At 35.1% G+C, this 16,342-nt stretch carries 21 protein-coding genes; all 21 read right to left on the minus strand.

The features are described 5' to 3' along the window. Positions 1–67 precede the first annotated feature (67 nt). The 21 genes from KBW87_RS04915 to KBW87_RS05015 all read right to left on the minus strand — a co-directional run bounded on the left by KBW87_RS04915 (position 68) and on the right by KBW87_RS05015 (position 16,242). Positions 68–853, minus strand: a complete 786-nt coding sequence (locus KBW87_RS04915) for a hypothetical protein (protein ID WP_057809646.1) — start codon at positions 851–853, stop codon at positions 68–70. A gap of 155 nt (positions 854–1,008) precedes the next feature. Further along, positions 1,009–2,214, minus strand: coding sequence for a glycerophosphodiester phosphodiesterase (locus KBW87_RS04920; RefSeq protein WP_057809644.1), 1,206 nt, complete (start codon positions 2,212–2,214; stop codon positions 1,009–1,011). Positions 2,215–2,264: 50 nt separating this feature from the next. After that, the gene (locus tag KBW87_RS04925) at positions 2,265–2,672 is read right to left on the minus strand and encodes an SLAP domain-containing protein (RefSeq protein ID WP_057809642.1); all 408 of its coding nucleotides are present in this window, start codon (positions 2,670–2,672) and stop codon (positions 2,265–2,267) included. A 97-nt stretch (positions 2,673–2,769) separates the two neighbouring features. Beyond that, positions 2,770–3,504 carry a transcriptional regulator gene (locus KBW87_RS04930; protein WP_057809640.1) on the minus strand — a complete coding sequence of 245 codons (735 nt, stop codon included), beginning with the start codon at positions 3,502–3,504 and terminating at the stop codon, positions 2,770–2,772. Positions 3,505–3,515: 11 nt separating this feature from the next. Continuing rightward, complete coding sequence (locus KBW87_RS04935) at positions 3,516–3,809, minus strand: type II toxin-antitoxin system MqsR family toxin (protein ID WP_057809638.1); 294 nt, start codon at positions 3,807–3,809, stop codon at positions 3,516–3,518. 392 nt (positions 3,810–4,201) lie between these two features. Beyond that, complete coding sequence (locus KBW87_RS04940) at positions 4,202–5,443, minus strand: RNA-guided endonuclease TnpB family protein (protein WP_255807053.1); 1,242 nt, start codon at positions 5,441–5,443, stop codon at positions 4,202–4,204. 146 nt (positions 5,444–5,589) lie between these two features. Then, entirely contained in the window at positions 5,590–5,961 is a 372-nt protein-coding gene (locus KBW87_RS04945) for a hypothetical protein (protein ID WP_057810920.1), read from the minus strand. Between the two features lie 68 nt (positions 5,962–6,029). After that, complete coding sequence (locus KBW87_RS04950; protein WP_236695277.1) at positions 6,030–6,395, minus strand: hypothetical protein; 366 nt, start codon at positions 6,393–6,395, stop codon at positions 6,030–6,032. Positions 6,396–6,514: 119 nt separating this feature from the next. Further along, a complete protein-coding gene (locus KBW87_RS04955; RefSeq protein ID WP_057810917.1) occupies positions 6,515–6,868 on the minus strand; it encodes a helix-turn-helix domain-containing protein in 354 nt (117 codons plus the stop codon). A 139-nt stretch (positions 6,869–7,007) separates the two neighbouring features. Beyond that, positions 7,008–7,148 carry a hypothetical protein gene (locus tag KBW87_RS04960; RefSeq protein WP_157055153.1) on the minus strand — a complete coding sequence of 47 codons (141 nt, stop codon included), beginning with the start codon at positions 7,146–7,148 and terminating at the stop codon, positions 7,008–7,010. After that, positions 7,118–7,903, minus strand: coding sequence for a hypothetical protein (locus KBW87_RS04965; RefSeq protein WP_057810915.1), 786 nt, complete (start codon positions 7,901–7,903; stop codon positions 7,118–7,120). Before KBW87_RS04965 ends, KBW87_RS04960 begins: the two co-directional genes overlap by 31 nt. Positions 7,904–7,934: 31 nt before the next feature. Further along, a complete protein-coding gene (locus KBW87_RS04970; protein WP_057810913.1) occupies positions 7,935–8,366 on the minus strand; it encodes a hypothetical protein in 432 nt (143 codons plus the stop codon). Positions 8,367–8,388: 22 nt separating this feature from the next. Continuing rightward, positions 8,389–9,468, minus strand: a complete 1,080-nt coding sequence (locus tag KBW87_RS04975; protein ID WP_057810911.1) for a hypothetical protein — start codon at positions 9,466–9,468, stop codon at positions 8,389–8,391. A gap of 18 nt (positions 9,469–9,486) precedes the next feature. Then, complete coding sequence (locus KBW87_RS04980; protein WP_057810909.1) at positions 9,487–9,891, minus strand: hypothetical protein; 405 nt, start codon at positions 9,889–9,891, stop codon at positions 9,487–9,489. A gap of 12 nt (positions 9,892–9,903) precedes the next feature. After that, positions 9,904–10,287, minus strand: coding sequence for a lipocalin family protein (locus tag KBW87_RS04985; RefSeq protein ID WP_004044778.1), 384 nt, complete (start codon positions 10,285–10,287; stop codon positions 9,904–9,906). A gap of 11 nt (positions 10,288–10,298) precedes the next feature. After that, positions 10,299–11,102, minus strand: a complete 804-nt coding sequence (locus KBW87_RS04990) for a hypothetical protein (protein WP_057810907.1) — start codon at positions 11,100–11,102, stop codon at positions 10,299–10,301. Between the two features lie 128 nt (positions 11,103–11,230). Then, positions 11,231–12,001 (minus strand): helix-turn-helix domain-containing protein, encoded by a 771-nt coding sequence (locus KBW87_RS04995; protein WP_057810905.1) that lies wholly within the window; start codon positions 11,999–12,001, stop codon positions 11,231–11,233. Between the two features lie 9 nt (positions 12,002–12,010). Beyond that, positions 12,011–12,811 carry a helix-turn-helix domain-containing protein gene (locus KBW87_RS05000; RefSeq protein WP_162255603.1) on the minus strand — a complete coding sequence of 267 codons (801 nt, stop codon included), beginning with the start codon at positions 12,809–12,811 and terminating at the stop codon, positions 12,011–12,013. 238 nt (positions 12,812–13,049) lie between these two features. Beyond that, positions 13,050–13,757, minus strand: a complete 708-nt coding sequence (locus tag KBW87_RS05005) for a pseudouridine synthase (protein ID WP_057810901.1) — start codon at positions 13,755–13,757, stop codon at positions 13,050–13,052. 103 nt (positions 13,758–13,860) lie between these two features. After that, positions 13,861–15,081: a tRNA uracil 4-sulfurtransferase ThiI gene (thiI, locus tag KBW87_RS05010; RefSeq protein ID WP_057810899.1), complete on the minus strand. Its 1,221-nt coding sequence runs from the start codon at positions 15,079–15,081 to the stop codon at positions 13,861–13,863. Further along, a complete protein-coding gene (locus KBW87_RS05015) occupies positions 15,082–16,242 on the minus strand; it encodes a cysteine desulfurase family protein (RefSeq protein WP_057810897.1) in 1,161 nt (386 codons plus the stop codon). Positions 16,243–16,342: the final 100 nt, after the last annotated feature.

Here is a 16,342-nt window from a genome sequence, read left to right on the forward strand (position 1 = left end):
TTACTTTAATTAATGAGTACCTTAATCAATGAAAAAAATGCCCATATAGAGCATCCCTTCCTACCATCTATCTCAAACTTAACTTACCTGCTGGAATCCATTGATTCTTGCCGTAAATCTTGTAGCAAAGACCCAAGCCGTTAATATTCTTCTTTTGGTTTAAACGGTAAGTGTGGTGGCCATAAATGTAGTGCTTGCTAAATCTGCCAGTTGAAGTATAAGTTCTCACTCTGCTGTTACGCTTGATAGTGTTCACGTAGCCTTTTGCACTAAAGCTTGCTGAAGCTGGTTTGGTTTCAGTTACGTGAACCGGAACTAGGAGAATAACATCATCTGCTCCTTCCTGGGCAGAGGCAAATGCATCAGTGATCAATTCACTTTCAGGCAGGTAAGGATTTTGACTAACGTATATATAGTTTCCTTTTCTTGGAATACCTCCCAAAGTAAATCTCAAAGCAGCAACATAACTATGACCACTTTTAAGTGATTGTTTCCACTTTAATACTTGGCCGAAATCCGGACGTCCCTCATCGTCGGCATTATAAACGCTCATTGATGTCAGTTTAGATACATGTCCATAATTTGAAGTTACGTCTTTAACTCGTTTCTTCGATAGACTAGCTACAGTTTCACCTGGATAAGCCGTTAAGTATGGCGTCTTTTTAGTTAATTTAATTAAGGTATAAAATTCATTCTCAGTATCTGAAGAATCATAATAATCCTTCATCAAGTCCTTAGAACTCATCTCTGCAGCACTTACAGTTTGAGTAGTAGCAATACTAGTAGTAACAGTGGCAATTGGTGCAACAGCTAAAAGTGCTGAAGCAGCCATAACAGCTAAACGTTTCTTCATATAATTATATCCTCCAAAATCTTTTAACATTAAGCTAATAAAAATTACTCTTTTATATTAATCTGCTCCTGCACAAAATTCTCAAAATCTGCAATATCGAAGATTTTTCTCAACAAAAAAGAATGCTCCTTTTCGAGCATCCCTCAATCACATTTCTACTTCACAATCTTCACATCTTGAGCCTCAATCCATTGATTACCACCCAAATTATATGCTGAATGACCGGCATTTTTATAAACTGCAAAATAATGCCACTGACTGTTATCACGAAGCTGGCGTCCCGCATTATCTTCACAATTCGCATCCCCATAAATCGGCGTAGTTTTCACTGTCATTACCAGGCCATTTTGCACACGAGGAGCAATCGCAACAGCTCCCTTATTATACTTAACAAAGTTGCCGTTGATCCATAAATCATCTCCTAAGCAATACCACAAATTACCATTCTCTGAAGCAATCTGGGTAAACTGACGCAAAGCATCAGCCTGCAAACGCACACCGGAATATTGACGGCGTTCGCCATATCCCTTATACACACTCACAGGACAATTTTCAAAGCTTTTCACATAAAGTTGCCCTTGAATCTTCTTCGGCGCAAAGTTTCTATTATTAAAAACTGTCCCCCACTGATTTTGAGGATCAACTTTTGCCAAACGATTCGGATAATCGGTCAAAATTCCATCTACGTGATGATTTGCTTGATAAAATTTCATCGCACGATCACTGTTAACGCCCCACAAAAGGTACTTCTTACCATGATCTTTTAAATAATTAGCAGCTTCATGACTATAAAGGCCACTGGCATAATATTGGTTATCGCCGATTTCACGGTAATCACCACCAAGCTGAGTTCGCGGAATATCAGGCGCAAGTTTAGCTAGTTTTTTGAGCGAATCTAAAGAAAATGACTCAAGCAAAACACGATTATTCAAATGATATTGTTTAATCAAGTCTACTAGGGGCTTTTCCATGCTCGTTCCATCGTTGACGCGCGTTTCAATCATAAATTTCAAGCTAGGATCTGCTTGATATCTCTGGAAGATTTCCTTCAAACTATGGATTGGCTCGCCACTTTGATTGTGGTAATCAATTAAATCCGCATATTTAGACCTAGGGATCGATTTATCTACGCCAAACACGCGACTTAAATTATCATCATGACTCACAACTAACACCCCATCTTTAGTCTCTTGTAAGTCAAGTTCGAGATAATTTGCTCCTTCAACAGCAGCATGATCATAAGCTTCAAAACTATGCTCGGCATACTTGCCCAATTCATTATCTCCCCGGTGGGCAATATTGGTAAAACCAAACAAAAACGGCAACGCTAAAAATAGCAAGCCCAACTTTTTTACTTTCATATCTATCCTCACGAAAAAACACCGGGACATGCTTCCCAGTGTCTTAATTTTTACTCATCAATGCCAAGCTTTTTGTTCCAAGCTGGATTCTTAACGCTGTTCCTATTCACCTTGTGGTGTTTACGCATTTTCTTTAAAGAAGAAACCTTTACGTATTGGTTATCGCCAATTTGGTAATACTTTTCACCGTTGATCTTGATGATCTTAGCGTTATTCCACAATTGAATATTCTTACCCTTTTTAAAGTATACGTAACGATAATTGCTTACAGCGAAATTACCATCTTTATCATAAACAAAGATCAAACGTGGAGCGCATTTAGTCTTCATTTTGTTTCTCTTAGTTGCTTGAACTGCAGGTTTTGAGGTATCAGCTTGTACAACATTACTTGAGACAACAGGTGCTAAGGCTAACATTGCTGCAAAAGCCACTCCACCGAGCTTAATAGTCTTTTTCATTCTCAACATCCCCTCATAATTAGACTCTGTGTTTCTACATCTATTTTATAATATTTCGCCAACTTTTTCAGTCAAAAATACAACTTTTTGAGAAGTTCTACTTGTCAAAATCACGCAGAATTTGACTTAAAAGATCAACTATTTTTTCATTGGTAGAGACTAAATTATAGTTGTTCATCGCTGCTAAATTAGGCTTTTGATCTTGATAATCTTCTCCTTGCAAATCAATGATGTGTGGGGTAAAAAGCTCATTTCCGGTAGTTTCCAAGTATGTTTCATAGGCTAAATCTAGCATAGTAATCAACTCGAATCTTGTTAAAATCTCATCGATAAAATAGCTTTCTACTTCTAACCAATTTGCAAGCTGGTTTACGGTAAATTCGGGCTTTTGAGACACTTTTTTCACTTGAGTATGATTTAAATAAGCATTCACCTTAGCAATTAATTGAGGAGAAAAATGTGTCTTAGAATCATTAATCAATTGAAGAAGCACATGGTCACTTTTAATTAAAGAAGCTAAAACCTGATTATCCTTCTTGCTTGGAAACTCCCCAGCTTCATAAATTGCAATCAACTGCGGATTCAACTTAGTCAATTCACCCAATTCTTCCTGAGTAAGTCCTATCTTTGTTCGATAATCTTTTATTTTCTGGGGAGTAAGCAATCCCATATCAATGCGATATTGACTGCGGGCCATTTCGGCAGCGCGGTCATCTAATTCAAGATCAGCCAAAATTTCATGGGTTTCATTATCAAATAAAGCAGGCGCTGTTATGCGGTATTCTCGTCCATTAATGATATAAGTTGTTGTAAAGTTCTTTTGATAAGCCATAATAATATCCTTTAGTAATAATTAATATGAAAACTGATAAACACTACTTTATGAAAATGGTTGATAAATACAAACTTAATGTAGTATACATGCCCATCAATAGTTTTGAAAACCCAAACGAACTGCATGGGATTATTGCGATTGGGTTCATGCTTAACAAAATCGCGAATTGATAATTGTTTGACGACCTCTTTCACTACAGGGATTGAAATTGGAATAGCCATTTTCTTCTTTCTATTAACAAGTTGAAAATTATCATGTCTCACTAAAAACTTCAATCGTGCTAGTGCTTCGGCAGTGTCCATTTCACTCCCCTCTTTCTAGTAAAGCGCTTTTTCTTCAGTATAGCATGTAAGAAATTTAGCCTAAACAAAAAGCAACTTAGATTTCTAAGCTGCTTAATTGTAATTAGTATTTTTTGGCCAATCTCTTGGATTTGAAGTATTTAGTATTTTCTGCTTTATTCCCAGGAGTTTTAAGGTACATTACTTTTTTGCCCTTAATTTTCATAGTGCGAGGTTGGAACAAATCCCACTTTGGTGTGTAATTCCAATGCCATGGATCAACTACCCTAGAATAAATTCTAGGGTTTGCAGCTCTCATCTATTTTTACTAGATAGCGGTTATAGCGTCTTGCGACTTCCGCCTCCGAGGCTGCATCGTCGGGTAGTTGACGATACCCGTTTACCTGCCAAGTTTACTCGGCAGATCTTAATTTAGTAAATTTAGGTATTTTAACACCTTTATGGTACTGTTCGCCCAAGAACTGGATATTCATGGCGGCTAAGCGATCGTCATTGGATTTGTAGCCACACTTATCACAAATGTAGAGATGCAGCTCATGATTCCGGTTCTCCTTGCGGATCCTTCCGCACTTAGGACAGCGCTGGCTGGTAAATCTTGGAGAAACTTTAACAACAGTTGAAGAATTCAAATTAGCCTTGTAAGCTAAAAACTGCTCAAACTGGTAAAAAGTCCAAGAAACCATTTCATAGCGACGCTTTTTGGCAGCTTTCTCAGTCACAAAGCGGACGTTGACTAAATCTTCTAAAGCAAAGATAGTATTAGGACCGTAATGGTTAACGAGTGTCTTGGTGAGACGATGATTAACATCGCTCATAAAACGGTTCTCTCGCTGACCGATCTTTTTAAGTCTTCGCTTGGCAGACTTAGTGCCTTTGGCTTGAAGCTGAGCACGGAGTTTCTTATATTTGCGCCTGGTGCACAATACTTTTTGTCCGCTGCAAAGCAGAGTCTGGCCCTGTTCGTCATAGCAGGCAGCCAAAAAGCGCAGGCCGCGATCAATCCCAACGATGTGCTGGGTTTGCTTTAATTCATATTCAGAAAAGGACGTGGTCGCACTAAGGTGGATATACCAATTATTTTTGAACTGAAGCAGCTTAATTGAGCCAAACTTCCAACGGCTAGCATCAAGATACTGATCGAAATTTTTGCAGACAAAATCAACTTTCTTTCTCCCCATTAAGGTATTCAAAGAAAGCTGGCTGCTTGTATTTAAATAAGACCAGTCGCGATTGCGCTGAAGATCAAGCTGAAGACGCTTAAACTTAACTGGACGCCAAAGCCAAGTGAGATCACGCGGAATCTGCGACCAGATAGCATGGCCCTGCGCATCTTTTTCCCCAGTATTATAGCGAAACGGTGTTTGCTTCAATTGGGTTTTGATTGTTTTATAGCGGGCAACAACATTTCTGATAACCGATTGAGCCATTTGACTTTTGAGCCCAAACAGGTCTCTCAAATCATGATAAAGGGCTTGATTTAGCTGAGAAAATCGAAACTCAAAATCATGGTCAAAAACATACTGCGAGACGAAATTGCAAGCATCTCTGTATGCAGTCATGGTCTTTATAAAAGCGTGTTCAGTCTGATCATCAATATTAAGAAGCTTGGCTTTAATCGTTACTGCCTGATCCAAATTATTCACCTCCAAACAAGCGTTTGAAAGTGATTATATCATAGAAATTAGAGGAGAAAAAGACAAAATATAAAAAGGCTGAAAGTGCAATTCCTCCTCGGATTAAAATCCGGGGTATCCTTACTTAATCAGCCTAGAAGGAGAAATCAATGAAGAGTAACATATTTACCATCTTCAAGAAGACTGTAATCCCCGATTAACATATTTTTGGTTATCTTCGTTAAACGATCATATCCCTTTTGTGAATTTTGCTCAGCTGTAGCATTTTCGTCTATTTGATGATAGACAGTTTTTCCATTAAAAGTATGAACTCCAAAAACAACCTTCTTATGGCGAGCCTTTGAATTATTAGCATACCAAGTTCCACGCCAACTCTTTGGAAAAGTATACTTCTTTCCTCGACCTGGAACTACCTTATCAGCATGTACAATAGTTGAACTGTTAACCATACTTACTCCCATTGGTGCAATTGCAAACAAGGCTGCAGCAATCATCCCAGCTTTAAATGATTTCTTCATAAATACTCTCTCTTTTTTATTTTCTCCATTATCCTACACTTAATTTTCCCAAAAGTCCCTTTTTCGTCTTATTTGCACATATTATTTTGATTTGACTCCAAAGTATCTTCAATCATAGATAAATAGCCACTTCTCTTTAAAATTTCAGCTATAGTTTCGGTCATTTTATAATCTTCATTAAAGAGGGCTTCATAATAAGTACCTAATATACTAGCTAATCCAAGAGCATTATCAATAGGAAGCTCGCGTAAAAAATCAACGGCTCTCTTTACATATTCTCTTCGTCCCTTTTGATGGTAACAACAATTTAAAAAGTTGACTGCGATCAATGCCACAAATTGTAAAGTGAAAGTGTCTTTTTCGGGATTTTTTTCATATGCATGAAAGGCTGAATCTACTAAATGATAAGTTTCATCAATATCAAAAAAGATCACCGTTTGACTTAAAAAATAATATGCTTGTTCATTCCAGTTTTGGTCTACAATGACAGACTTTACTTTTCTTTTAAGATAAGGAGAGATATGATTATTGGAATGAGTGATCCATGCGTAGGCTAATTCCAGTCGTACTTGTATATAAAAAGAGGGTTTGTACCCCCCCGATTTTGAATTTCATGTGTTATTTTATTAAGTCCTTCTAAGTCTTTTTTCTTCTTAGCTTGATCAATTTGAGTCATAAATTCAAAATCGGGATTTGACTTTGCGGGTTGATGATATATTTTGTTAAAAAAACTAATCACGTCAAATCCATGTACTCTTAAAATATCAATCAACAATTTAGCATCAATGTTATGAATATCTCGTTCTACTTTAGAATAATATGATTCAGATATTATTCCTGCCGCCATTTGATCTTGTGTAAGACCAGCATGTAATCTTAACTGCTTCAACGCCTTTCCAATTGTCATCCTTAACGCCTCTTTAATTTTAAATTTCTTCTTTATTCTATTTTACACGAATATAAATGAGAAAACGGCTTAAGTGGTCAAAATATTGTTCTACTGTTTCTAAATAGAAAAAGACACCATAAGGCGTCTTTTTAAATAATTATTTTTCATAATCTTCTGCAGTATAGCTATACATATCATCAAAATGCTTTTCAGCATCTTTTCGGCTTACTCCTGACTTGATCATTTTTTCAAACTGTTTTGAAACATCTACTTCTCCTTGAGGAGTAACATAAACCAAATGATACTTTTCTTTTTCTCGTGCTTTTTTTCTCTTGCAGCTACCGCTTTTTGATACTTTGTCCATGCAAGTTTACGGTATTCTGCATCAGCTTTTTTTCTATTATCTAAACCACCTATTGGAAATGATTCTTCTGAACCTAAAGTTACGCCACTTTCGATATCTTGCTTAAAATATGAATTCCAGTCGTCTAATCCACCATTCATATTACCTTTTACATACTCGTCATAGCATCCAATGGTTCTTTCAGCCCATAAATATGGAGCATATTTTTTATAAATTCTAGACCAAATTTTTTCTTTTCTAGAAGTCCACGTTTTCTTAGCTAACTTATCAAGTTGTTTTTCACTTGGATAATAATGGTTATGTGGTGACAACTTTAAACCTACATGTTTAGCTAATTTATAAATTTTAGCAATATTATTTTTACCCGGAATGTCAGACCATGAGTATTTATGATTATCTAAATCCTTCATGTATTGACCCTGAACTAACTTCTTACCATTTACTTTTCCATCTATAATCTTTATTTTATCATTGTTAAGATACTTAACATATGCCTTCGTTTCAGGATCTACAGGGCGCTTTAAAGGATTGTTATTATAAACTTTTGTACTAGTTTTTTTAGTTTTTGAAATAGTAGCCGCTTCAACGGCATGAGATGAGGTTAAACCCTTAATTTGATTATCAAATACGCAAATATTACTAAAAGCAATTCCAATTACACTAACTTTTATTACTTTTTTCAAATTCATAATTTATTCTTCCTAGCTTAATACCCAACTATTACATTTTATTATAAAAATGTGGAATATAGTTTGTGTCTAATGTGTGAAGAGCTATTAAAACTGGGACTTTAAAATCTTTAAAATCAAAAGTACCTGTTTCGGGTCTATGTTTCTTCACGCTACAATATTGCCACCCTTTTGCACTATCTCCGATTCGAATTATAAACTTATCTTTTTCACTTTCGTCCAGTAACTTATTACAATAATCCACAAAAGCTTTAAAATCTTCATTTTCAGCCACCACTTCCAAGCATTCCAGCAATCTTAAAGCAGTATTTAAATCTAATTCTCCAATTCTTTTTCTTCTTTCTTCATCGGTAAGCTTTCTTAATTCCTCTAGAAGCACTTTTTCTTGTGGAGTAGTTAATTCAAGTTCTTTAGCAGATAAATTACTTGTTACTATAAGTTCAATCGTTCTTTTTATATCCATTCTAATCTATCCTCCTAAATCATTATTGAGCTTCATGTTGCGCTTTCCATTCCTTATCTCGTTCTTGACGAAATGCTTTTTCTTTTGCGGCTTGTTGCTTTTGATATTTTGTCCAAGCTAATCGTTGATATTCTGATTTTGCTTTCTTTGTATTATCTAAACCTGAAAGAAAATTATCACTTGGCCATTCTTCTTTTGCTGTGTGTGCATTGTTACTAATGATTACATCAGCCCATGTATATGGCGCATATTTTTTATATACTTTTGACCAAATTTTTTGTTTTTTAGTTGTAAATTGTTTTTTAGCTAATTGATCAAGTTGCTTTTCGCTTGGGTAGTAGTTAACATATGATAATTTTAATCCTATATGATTTGCTAATTTATAAATCTTTTCAATATTATTATTTCCAGGAATATCATTCCATGAATATTTACCATTTACAATGTCTGAAATATATGATCCTGTATAGTTACTTAATTTATTGCTTATTTCATCAGATTTATGTTTATCACTATATGCAAGATTAGATGCTTCTATTGTTAATCGATCTTTTTCATCCGTTACTGGTCGATCTAATGGATTGTTAGTATATGTCTTAGCAGTTTTTACGCTAGAAGTTGTATTTACCTTAGCCGTTTTAGCCTTACTTACTTTGACGAACTTGTTCAATTGTGACAAGTAACGTTTATTCATACTATTTCTTGTAGACTTGCTTGAAATCTTATTAATTGCCGTTTTTGATGCGTTTAAATGCTTGCTATCCGGATGATTTACAGTATTTAAAATCTTAACAAGAGCCGTTTTTGTTTGACCAACACTTACTGGTTCGCTCGTCTTATTCTTAATTCTATTAACTGCAAGAGTGGCATTTTTAACGTACTTATTAATTGTTCTTTTACTCTTATGATTTACTTTAGCCTTAACAGCCTTCATAACTTGAGCATCGGCTTTTTGGGTATTTACTTGACCTTGAGTTAACTTGGCAGCTTCAACAGTGGTTGCTTGCATCAAGTTTTGATTTTGAATTTGGGGACTGACAAGAGCAGCTCCGCTAAGAGCTACACTGGTTGCACTAATAGCTATAATGTTTTTTAATTTCATTGTTCTTCTCCCCACTAATTAATATTTGTAATACCACTGACTAGCAAATGAACTTTTATATTTCTTTCCTACTTTTTGAAAAGTAAGCTTAGCGTTTTTTTCTCCTCTGTATATTCCTATTCTTTTTGTATCGTACATAAAGAGATACTTATTTTTTCCAAGACGCTTATATCTCACATTAGATCCTTCTTGAGGTGGCATCCCTGACTGCCATGCACGTAAAGACTTCTTATTAATATCAATAATTGATACTAAATCTGCGCCAAAATGGTGAGTCTTGTATTTTCCTCTAATAGATTTAGGTGTTCCCTTGTGCCAACTTGCTGCTTGAACTGATTGACTAGAACTAGCAAACCCTTGAGCTCCAATTCCTAACATCCCTGCACAAGCAACTCCTAAAAGCAATTTGTTAACTTTAATCATTCCATTTTCTCCTTATTCATTATCCTTTTTAAATTTAATCCCTTGTGCTGCACTAAGCGCACCATTGGCGGATTTAATGTAAAAAGATTTTCTATTTTTTGACAAAATACACTTTGCTTTATAGCCACCTTTATTCCATTTCAAATTAAGCTTATTGCCAGAAATTTCATAAGTGCCTTTGTTTCTTTCAGATTTTTTCAAATCTGTTGAGCCTTCAATAAATGTTTTATCTTTTGAAAATGTTATATTATCTTTCTCAGTAAAGAAAAACATGTTTATTTTTGCTGTATATGATCCTTCCATTCTTTGAGAATTATAAGAATGGATAGAGATTCCCAGAGTAAGTAGCAGTACAATTACTACTCCAGCAGCAATATAATTTCCCTTCTTATTCATACCTAACTTCCTTATGGTTTCAAAATCCCGTACATTTCATTGACAATACTTTCATTATTCTTATTGTCTCCTATAATCAATGAGACTTTTGGATAATTGATATAGTCAGTTAAAACATCAAAATGCCATTCATAGTATTCAGTAGTATCAGAATCAGTTCTAGCTTTAGATACCCCAATTCCGAGCCCACTAGTTTTTGATTGACTTTGAAACTTATCAAGATAGGAATAGTAGATCCCTTTAGTTTGAGTATTGCTTCTGGAGGTAGCTACTCCTACTCCGGTTGTATTACTTGTAGTATGTGAGCCTGTATGTACGCGTTCTTTTGTTACATCTTTTATAGCTCGTTTATTATAGGCTACAAGAAGATCTTGATCCGTATCTACGTGTACTAACCCTTCTCGTCCATACAACATATACTTGTTTCCGAACTTGACCCATCTATAATTTTCAGAAAATATGTTATTAGCAGCATATTGAGCCAGCTTATCTAGATAACGATTATATCGGCCAATGGCGACTAATAATTCTTCTTTATATTTTTTGGCTAAAACTCCCGATTGAGTAAAACCGAAAAAGCCGACAGCCATAATTAATACCCCGAGGTACCAAGCACTCGTACCAAAACATACGTAAAATCCCACAACGAAACAAATCCACTTTAGAATTTTGCAACGCTTTAAACCAGCTTGATAATTATTTTGTGCATCATTAAGTATTGATCTTTCTGTATTACCATCTTCTGTCCCTTCGAATTTAGGTAATCCCGTAAATTGTGACAAGCTTAACTTATTTGGTAATTTAATATTATTCATACTTACTCCCCTTTTTTATTAAATTCAGAATAATATTTGCCAAATTTAATTTTTACAGCATCAGTTCTGCTTATTTATTATTAATCAAAAGCAAATTCTTTCAATGTTTTCGTCATATTTGCACATTATTAATTCATTTCTAAATAATTACGTGCATTTTCTTTATCAAAAAGACTAATAATTTGTTTTAATTCTTCTTCCTCATGATTAAACCGCTTCTCATAATAAATTCCAGCTATTTTATATAATCCAAATTCAGTAGAATCAGGTAATTGTTGTAAAAACTCTATAGTCTTTTTGATTTCATAACTTACTTTTTCTTTAAAACAAATATTCAAATATTTAACGGCAATTCTTGCTATTAAATGAATCATTCTATTATTAACATCTTTAGAATTATATTTATTGAAGATTGCTTTTACTAATCCTTCTAAGTCAGCAAATTTATAAGAATCCATTACATGAAATATCAACCATAAAGTTTCCTCATTCAGTTCTCCCTTTTTTAAGAAATTCCATCCTAATTTTTTAATTTCATAATTATCAGCATGCCCTTCAATTTTAGCAATCAAATATTCTAGAAGTTGATTGATTCTTACATCTTTAAATTTCTTTTTAATGTATAAAGCTTTGAGTTCCTCAATATTTCTATCTAAATAAGCCAGAGTAATTTTATCTTGATAGCTACTTATTTTTTCTTCTGTTTCACCAAACTCTTGTAGGAATCTAATCATCGATAAATTATGGCTATATACAATCTTCATCAAATCTTTTACTGTAACTGTACTCTGGCCATTTTCAATACGAGAATAAAAGGACCTGTTAATAGCTTTTCCTGCCATTTGAGCTTGAGTTAAGCCTAAAGATTTACGTACATCTTTTAAATGTTCTCCAATCATAATCACCAGTTAAACAATTTTGGGTAAAGTATTAACGTACTTTTGATATCCCGTCATTTTCAATAATTCAATTATTTCCTTAGCAACCGACCAATCTTGACTTAATAAAGCTACATAATATTGAATTATTATGTGATGAAACATTACATTCAAATTATCAGGCGTAAAATCAAGAATACTGATAACTTTATTTATTCCATCTTTATATTGAATTTGGTAAGTACGATCGAGATAGTTAATCAATAAATTCAATAAAGATAGGTAGCAATCATCATCTTCAACATTCATAATCTCAATATTCTCTTCAATTATCTCAATCCATTTATTTAATTTATCAAACTCAATTAAAGGCGCTAGAATTGCTAAATTCCAAAAATTGTATAAATTACAGATACTAATATCAAAACAACTATTGCTTACTTTTTTTCTAAACGTTAATGATAGTTTATTAACGCTTCTCTCAAGGGCTGCAATCATTAATCTTATTTTTAAATATAAGAAATCATCGTTATCTTTAACTAATTTTGCAAATTCTTTTAATTGCTTAATATTTCGATTGTCATAAGCAGAGTAAATTTCTTGTTGTCGTTTCAAATTAGACAAGTTTTCTACATCAAATATTTCAAAAAAGTCAAAAAGAGAGATGTGATGGATATTCAAAATTTCTATGAGTTTATCAATTGAAATCTCACTGATATCTCTTTCAACTTTAGAATAAAAAGAGTCCGTCACAATGCCAGCTGCCATTTCAGTTTGTGAAAGACCTAATAGCATTCTGAACTTTCGTAATTGCCTTCCTATTGTTGTCATTCTTTTTCCCACACTTTCCACCTTCATGTTATTTAAGCGTAAGAAAAAAGTCCTAAAATCTTCTACATCGAAGATTTTTCTGATTATTTGCACAAAAATACGCCTAAGAGCTACCTTAGACGTATTTTTCTATATTTTGATAAATTATTTATTAAAAAAGAACCCCAAACATTGTACTTGATGAGTTTTCCATTCTAGAGACCTCCCCTCCTTATAATAAATTAATTGTATCACCATTTTATCTAATATTTTCAACTTCTTCAGGGCTTAATTCACGATACTCGCCTTGTTCTAAATCTCCCAAAGTCATCTTTCCCATCTGAAGGCGCTCAAGTTCAACGACTTTCATCCCTTCAGCACCAAACATTCTCTTAATTTGATGATACTTGCCCTCACTAATAGTAATTTTAATTTCTGAACTATCATTTTCTCTATCTTGCTTCAAGATCTTGAGCTGAGCTGGTTTTAATTCAGTGCCATCGCCCAAAGTCATTCCCTTAGCGAATTTCTCAACAGTACTTTCATCAGCAACTCCAGCGATCTTGGCCCAATACACTTTATCAACGTGCTTATTCGGTGCAAGAAGGGCATGATTCAATTGCCCATCATTAGTTAACAGAAGCAATCCTGTTGTATCTTTATCAAGTCGACCTACGGGCGTAATGCCTTGATAGCGATCTTGAGGTTCAAGCAATGAAATCACAGTTCGTTGACTGCGATCTTCAGTTGCCGAAAGAACTCCTTTAGGCTTATTCATCAAAAAGTAATGGTATTGCTGATACTTAATTTCTTCATCTCCAACCATCACTTCATCATGATCCTCAACTTTTTGTTTTGGCGTTTTTACTACGTCGCCATTTACCGTAACCAAGCCATCCTTAATCAACTTGTGAACTTCTTTTCTCGAGCCCACATTCATATTTGCTAAATATTTATCGATTCTCATTAACTTTTCCTATCTAATCCTCATCTGTTTTTACCTAATCAATTTTATCATTGCCCAACCGAAAAAAGCATCCCATAGCAAATAGCTACAGAATGCTTTATTTTTACAACAAGTCTGAATCTTCTTGAGCCTTATCATCCAAGAACTTTTGGTTTGGATAAATTGGCATTACTTCAATACCATCCATCGCTCTTTGAATCAAGCCTTCAACATCAAGACGAGCTTCATATTCACGTGCCTTGTCAAGCTTTGGCTTAGTCTTTGGACGAGGTGGCGCAAAGATTGTACAGCAGTCTTCGAATGGTTCGATTGAAAGATCAAAAGTACCGATTTCTTCAGCAAGCTTGATAATTTCAGTCTTATCCATTGTTGCCACTGGACGAATCACTGGCGTAGTAGTGACATCATTGATGGCAACCATTGATTCCAAAGTTTGAGAAGCAACTTGACCAACAGATTCACCATTGAAAATTGCCAAACCGCCACGCTTTGCACGAATGCGATCTGCAAGTTGGAGCATGAAACGACGTTGAACAGTCATCAAGTAGCCTTCAGGCAATTTTTCCTTGATAGTTTCTTGAATTTCCGCAAATGGAACCGCAATAAAATTGATCTTACCGGCGTAATTTGCCAAAATTCCGGTCAATTCCTTAGCCTTAGCTAGTGCCTTTTCAGTAGTGTAAGGAGGACTAAAGAAGTGAACCATTTCAATATCCACTCCACGCTTCAATGCAAGGTATGAAGCAACTGGGGAATCGATACCACCTGAAAGCATCATCACAGCTTTACCTGCAGTACCAACAGGCATTCCTCCAACACCATGAAGCAATTGGTTTGAAATATATACTGCGTCTTGGCGCACTTCAATTCTAAGAACCAAGTCTGGATGCTTCATTTCAGCTTCAAGATCATCCATATTGTCAAACAAGTAGTCACCAACCATACGGTTTAATTGGTTAGTATCATATTCAAATTGGTGATCACTACGCTTAGTGTTTACCTTGAAAGTCATTCCCTTTTCAAAAGTTTCTTGCATCAAAGCAAGGGAAGTCTTTTCGATATCTTCAAGTGTCTTATTAACTTTAATTGCTGGGGAATAGGTTTGAATCCCAAATACCTTCTTCAATCGCTTATCGATTTCTTCAAAAGGTGCCCCATTCAACACAATGTGCATTCTGTCATGACAAGGGTGGATTTCAACTTCTGGGAAATCCTTAAGAACCTTAGTTACATTACCAGCCAAGCGACCAATAAAGTCCTTTCTATTCTTACCCTTAGTTGAAAGTTCGCCATAACGAACCATAACTTCTGTATATTTAACCATTTAATCTTCTCCCAAGTGATTAATTTTAGCAAAATGTTTATAAATCTTGTCAAAACTAGCAATAAATTGATCTGCTTCTTCAAGTGTATTACTTTCGTCAAAACTCAAGCGAATTGCACTTGTAGCAATTTTATCATCTACTCGCATAGCTGCCAAAGTACTTGCTTCATCGGCAGTCTTAGAAGCACATGCTGAAGTAGTTGATACAAAGATATCTTGATCTTCAAGAGTGTGGACCAAGGTTTCACCACGAATTCCTTCAAGTGAGAAACAAAGAATATGAGGCGCAAAGTTCTTTTGCGCTGGTGAAAAGATGTCAATTCCTGGCTTATCTTGCAAGTAATTGATAATCTTTTCCTTAATTGCTTCTTCGCGTCCTGCTTTTTCTTCTTCATTATCAAGCAGCAATCTGACCGCCTTAGCCATTGCTGCAATGGCAGGCAAGTTTTCTGTTCCAGAACGAAGACCCTTTTCTTGGCCCCCACCATCATGAAGCGGACTGAGCATTTTACCCTCTTTTTTGTAAAGAATGCCAATTCCGCGAGGAGCGTGGAATTTATGCGCTGAAAAACTAGACAGATCAACTCTTGGCGTAAAGACTTGGTCCCAGATATTTTTACCTAGAGCTTGCACATTATCCACGTGGAATTGAATCGTAGGATAATTTTCAAGCAAATCGCTGATTTCGTCAATGGGTTGAATCGTACCGATTTCGTTATTAACACCCATGATTGAAACAAGGGTGGTATCAGAATCAATCGCATTTCTTAAATCATTAACATTTACGCGGCCTTCCTTATCAACAGGCAAGCGAGTCACACGATAGCCTAAATTTTCCAAGCTATTGAAACTGTTAGCTACTGACGCATGTTCAACGCTAGAAGTAATGATATGCTTACCGAATTCGCGCTTTTGGATGGCGGTTCCCTTTATGGCAGCATTGTTAGACTCAGTTCCGCCAGAAGTAAAGAAGATCTCATGTTGCTTCACATTTAACAAATCGGCAATTTGCTTGCGGGAAGCTTCTAACAACTGATGGGCACGATCTCCTAATTTATGCAAACTAGAAGGATTTCCCCAAATATCCTCTGTAACCTTGTTATAAGTTTCTAAAACTGATGGATCAATTTTTGTCGTTGCACTATTGTCAAAATATATCACGATAATTACCCGTTATTTTCCTTTCAAAAAAACGGTCAATTATTATGACCGTTTATTAACTTACAAATTGTAACCTAATTTCATTAGACTTGCAATTATT

Origin of the sequence: Lactobacillus intestinalis, from assembly GCF_024397795.1 — a bacterium.
Lineage (GTDB): Bacteria > Bacillota > Bacilli > Lactobacillales > Lactobacillaceae > Lactobacillus > Lactobacillus intestinalis.

Bases quoted from the DNA above. Each gene is read 5' to 3' on its own strand.
- KBW87_RS05000 (WP_162255603.1), bottom strand. From the start codon at position 12,811: ATGACAACAATAGGAAGGCAATTACGAAAGTTCAGAATGCTATTAGGT.
- KBW87_RS04930 (WP_057809640.1), bottom strand. From the start codon at position 3,504: ATGGCTTATCAAAAGAACTTTACAACAACTTATATCATTAATGGACGA.
- KBW87_RS04945 (WP_057810920.1), bottom strand. From the start codon at position 5,961: ATGAAGAAATCATTTAAAGCTGGGATGATTGCTGCAGCCTTGTTTGCA.
- KBW87_RS04975 (WP_057810911.1), bottom strand. From the start codon at position 9,468: ATGAAATTAAAAAACATTATAGCTATTAGTGCAACCAGTGTAGCTCTT.
- KBW87_RS04915 (WP_057809646.1), bottom strand. From the start codon at position 853: ATGAAGAAACGTTTAGCTGTTATGGCTGCTTCAGCACTTTTAGCTGTT.
- KBW87_RS04965 (WP_057810915.1), bottom strand. From the start codon at position 7,903: ATGAATTTGAAAAAAGTAATAAAAGTTAGTGTAATTGGAATTGCTTTT.
- KBW87_RS04970 (WP_057810913.1), bottom strand. From the start codon at position 8,366: ATGGATATAAAAAGAACGATTGAACTTATAGTAACAAGTAATTTATCT.
- KBW87_RS04935 (WP_057809638.1), bottom strand. From the start codon at position 3,809: ATGGACACTGCCGAAGCACTAGCACGATTGAAGTTTTTAGTGAGACAT.
- KBW87_RS04995 (WP_057810905.1), bottom strand. From the start codon at position 12,001: ATGATTGGAGAACATTTAAAAGATGTACGTAAATCTTTAGGCTTAACT.
- thiI (WP_057810899.1), bottom strand. From the start codon at position 15,081: ATGGTTAAATATACAGAAGTTATGGTTCGTTATGGCGAACTTTCAACT.
- KBW87_RS04925 (WP_057809642.1), bottom strand. From the start codon at position 2,672: ATGAAAAAGACTATTAAGCTCGGTGGAGTGGCTTTTGCAGCAATGTTA.
- KBW87_RS04990 (WP_057810907.1), bottom strand. From the start codon at position 11,102: ATGAATAATATTAAATTACCAAATAAGTTAAGCTTGTCACAATTTACG.
- KBW87_RS04920 (WP_057809644.1), bottom strand. From the start codon at position 2,214: ATGAAAGTAAAAAAGTTGGGCTTGCTATTTTTAGCGTTGCCGTTTTTG.
- KBW87_RS04980 (WP_057810909.1), bottom strand. From the start codon at position 9,891: ATGATTAAAGTTAACAAATTGCTTTTAGGAGTTGCTTGTGCAGGGATG.
- KBW87_RS04985 (WP_004044778.1), bottom strand. From the start codon at position 10,287: ATGAATAAGAAGGGAAATTATATTGCTGCTGGAGTAGTAATTGTACTG.
- KBW87_RS05005 (WP_057810901.1), bottom strand. From the start codon at position 13,757: ATGAGAATCGATAAATATTTAGCAAATATGAATGTGGGCTCGAGAAAA.
- KBW87_RS04955 (WP_057810917.1), bottom strand. From the start codon at position 6,868: ATGACAATTGGAAAGGCGTTGAAGCAGTTAAGATTACATGCTGGTCTT.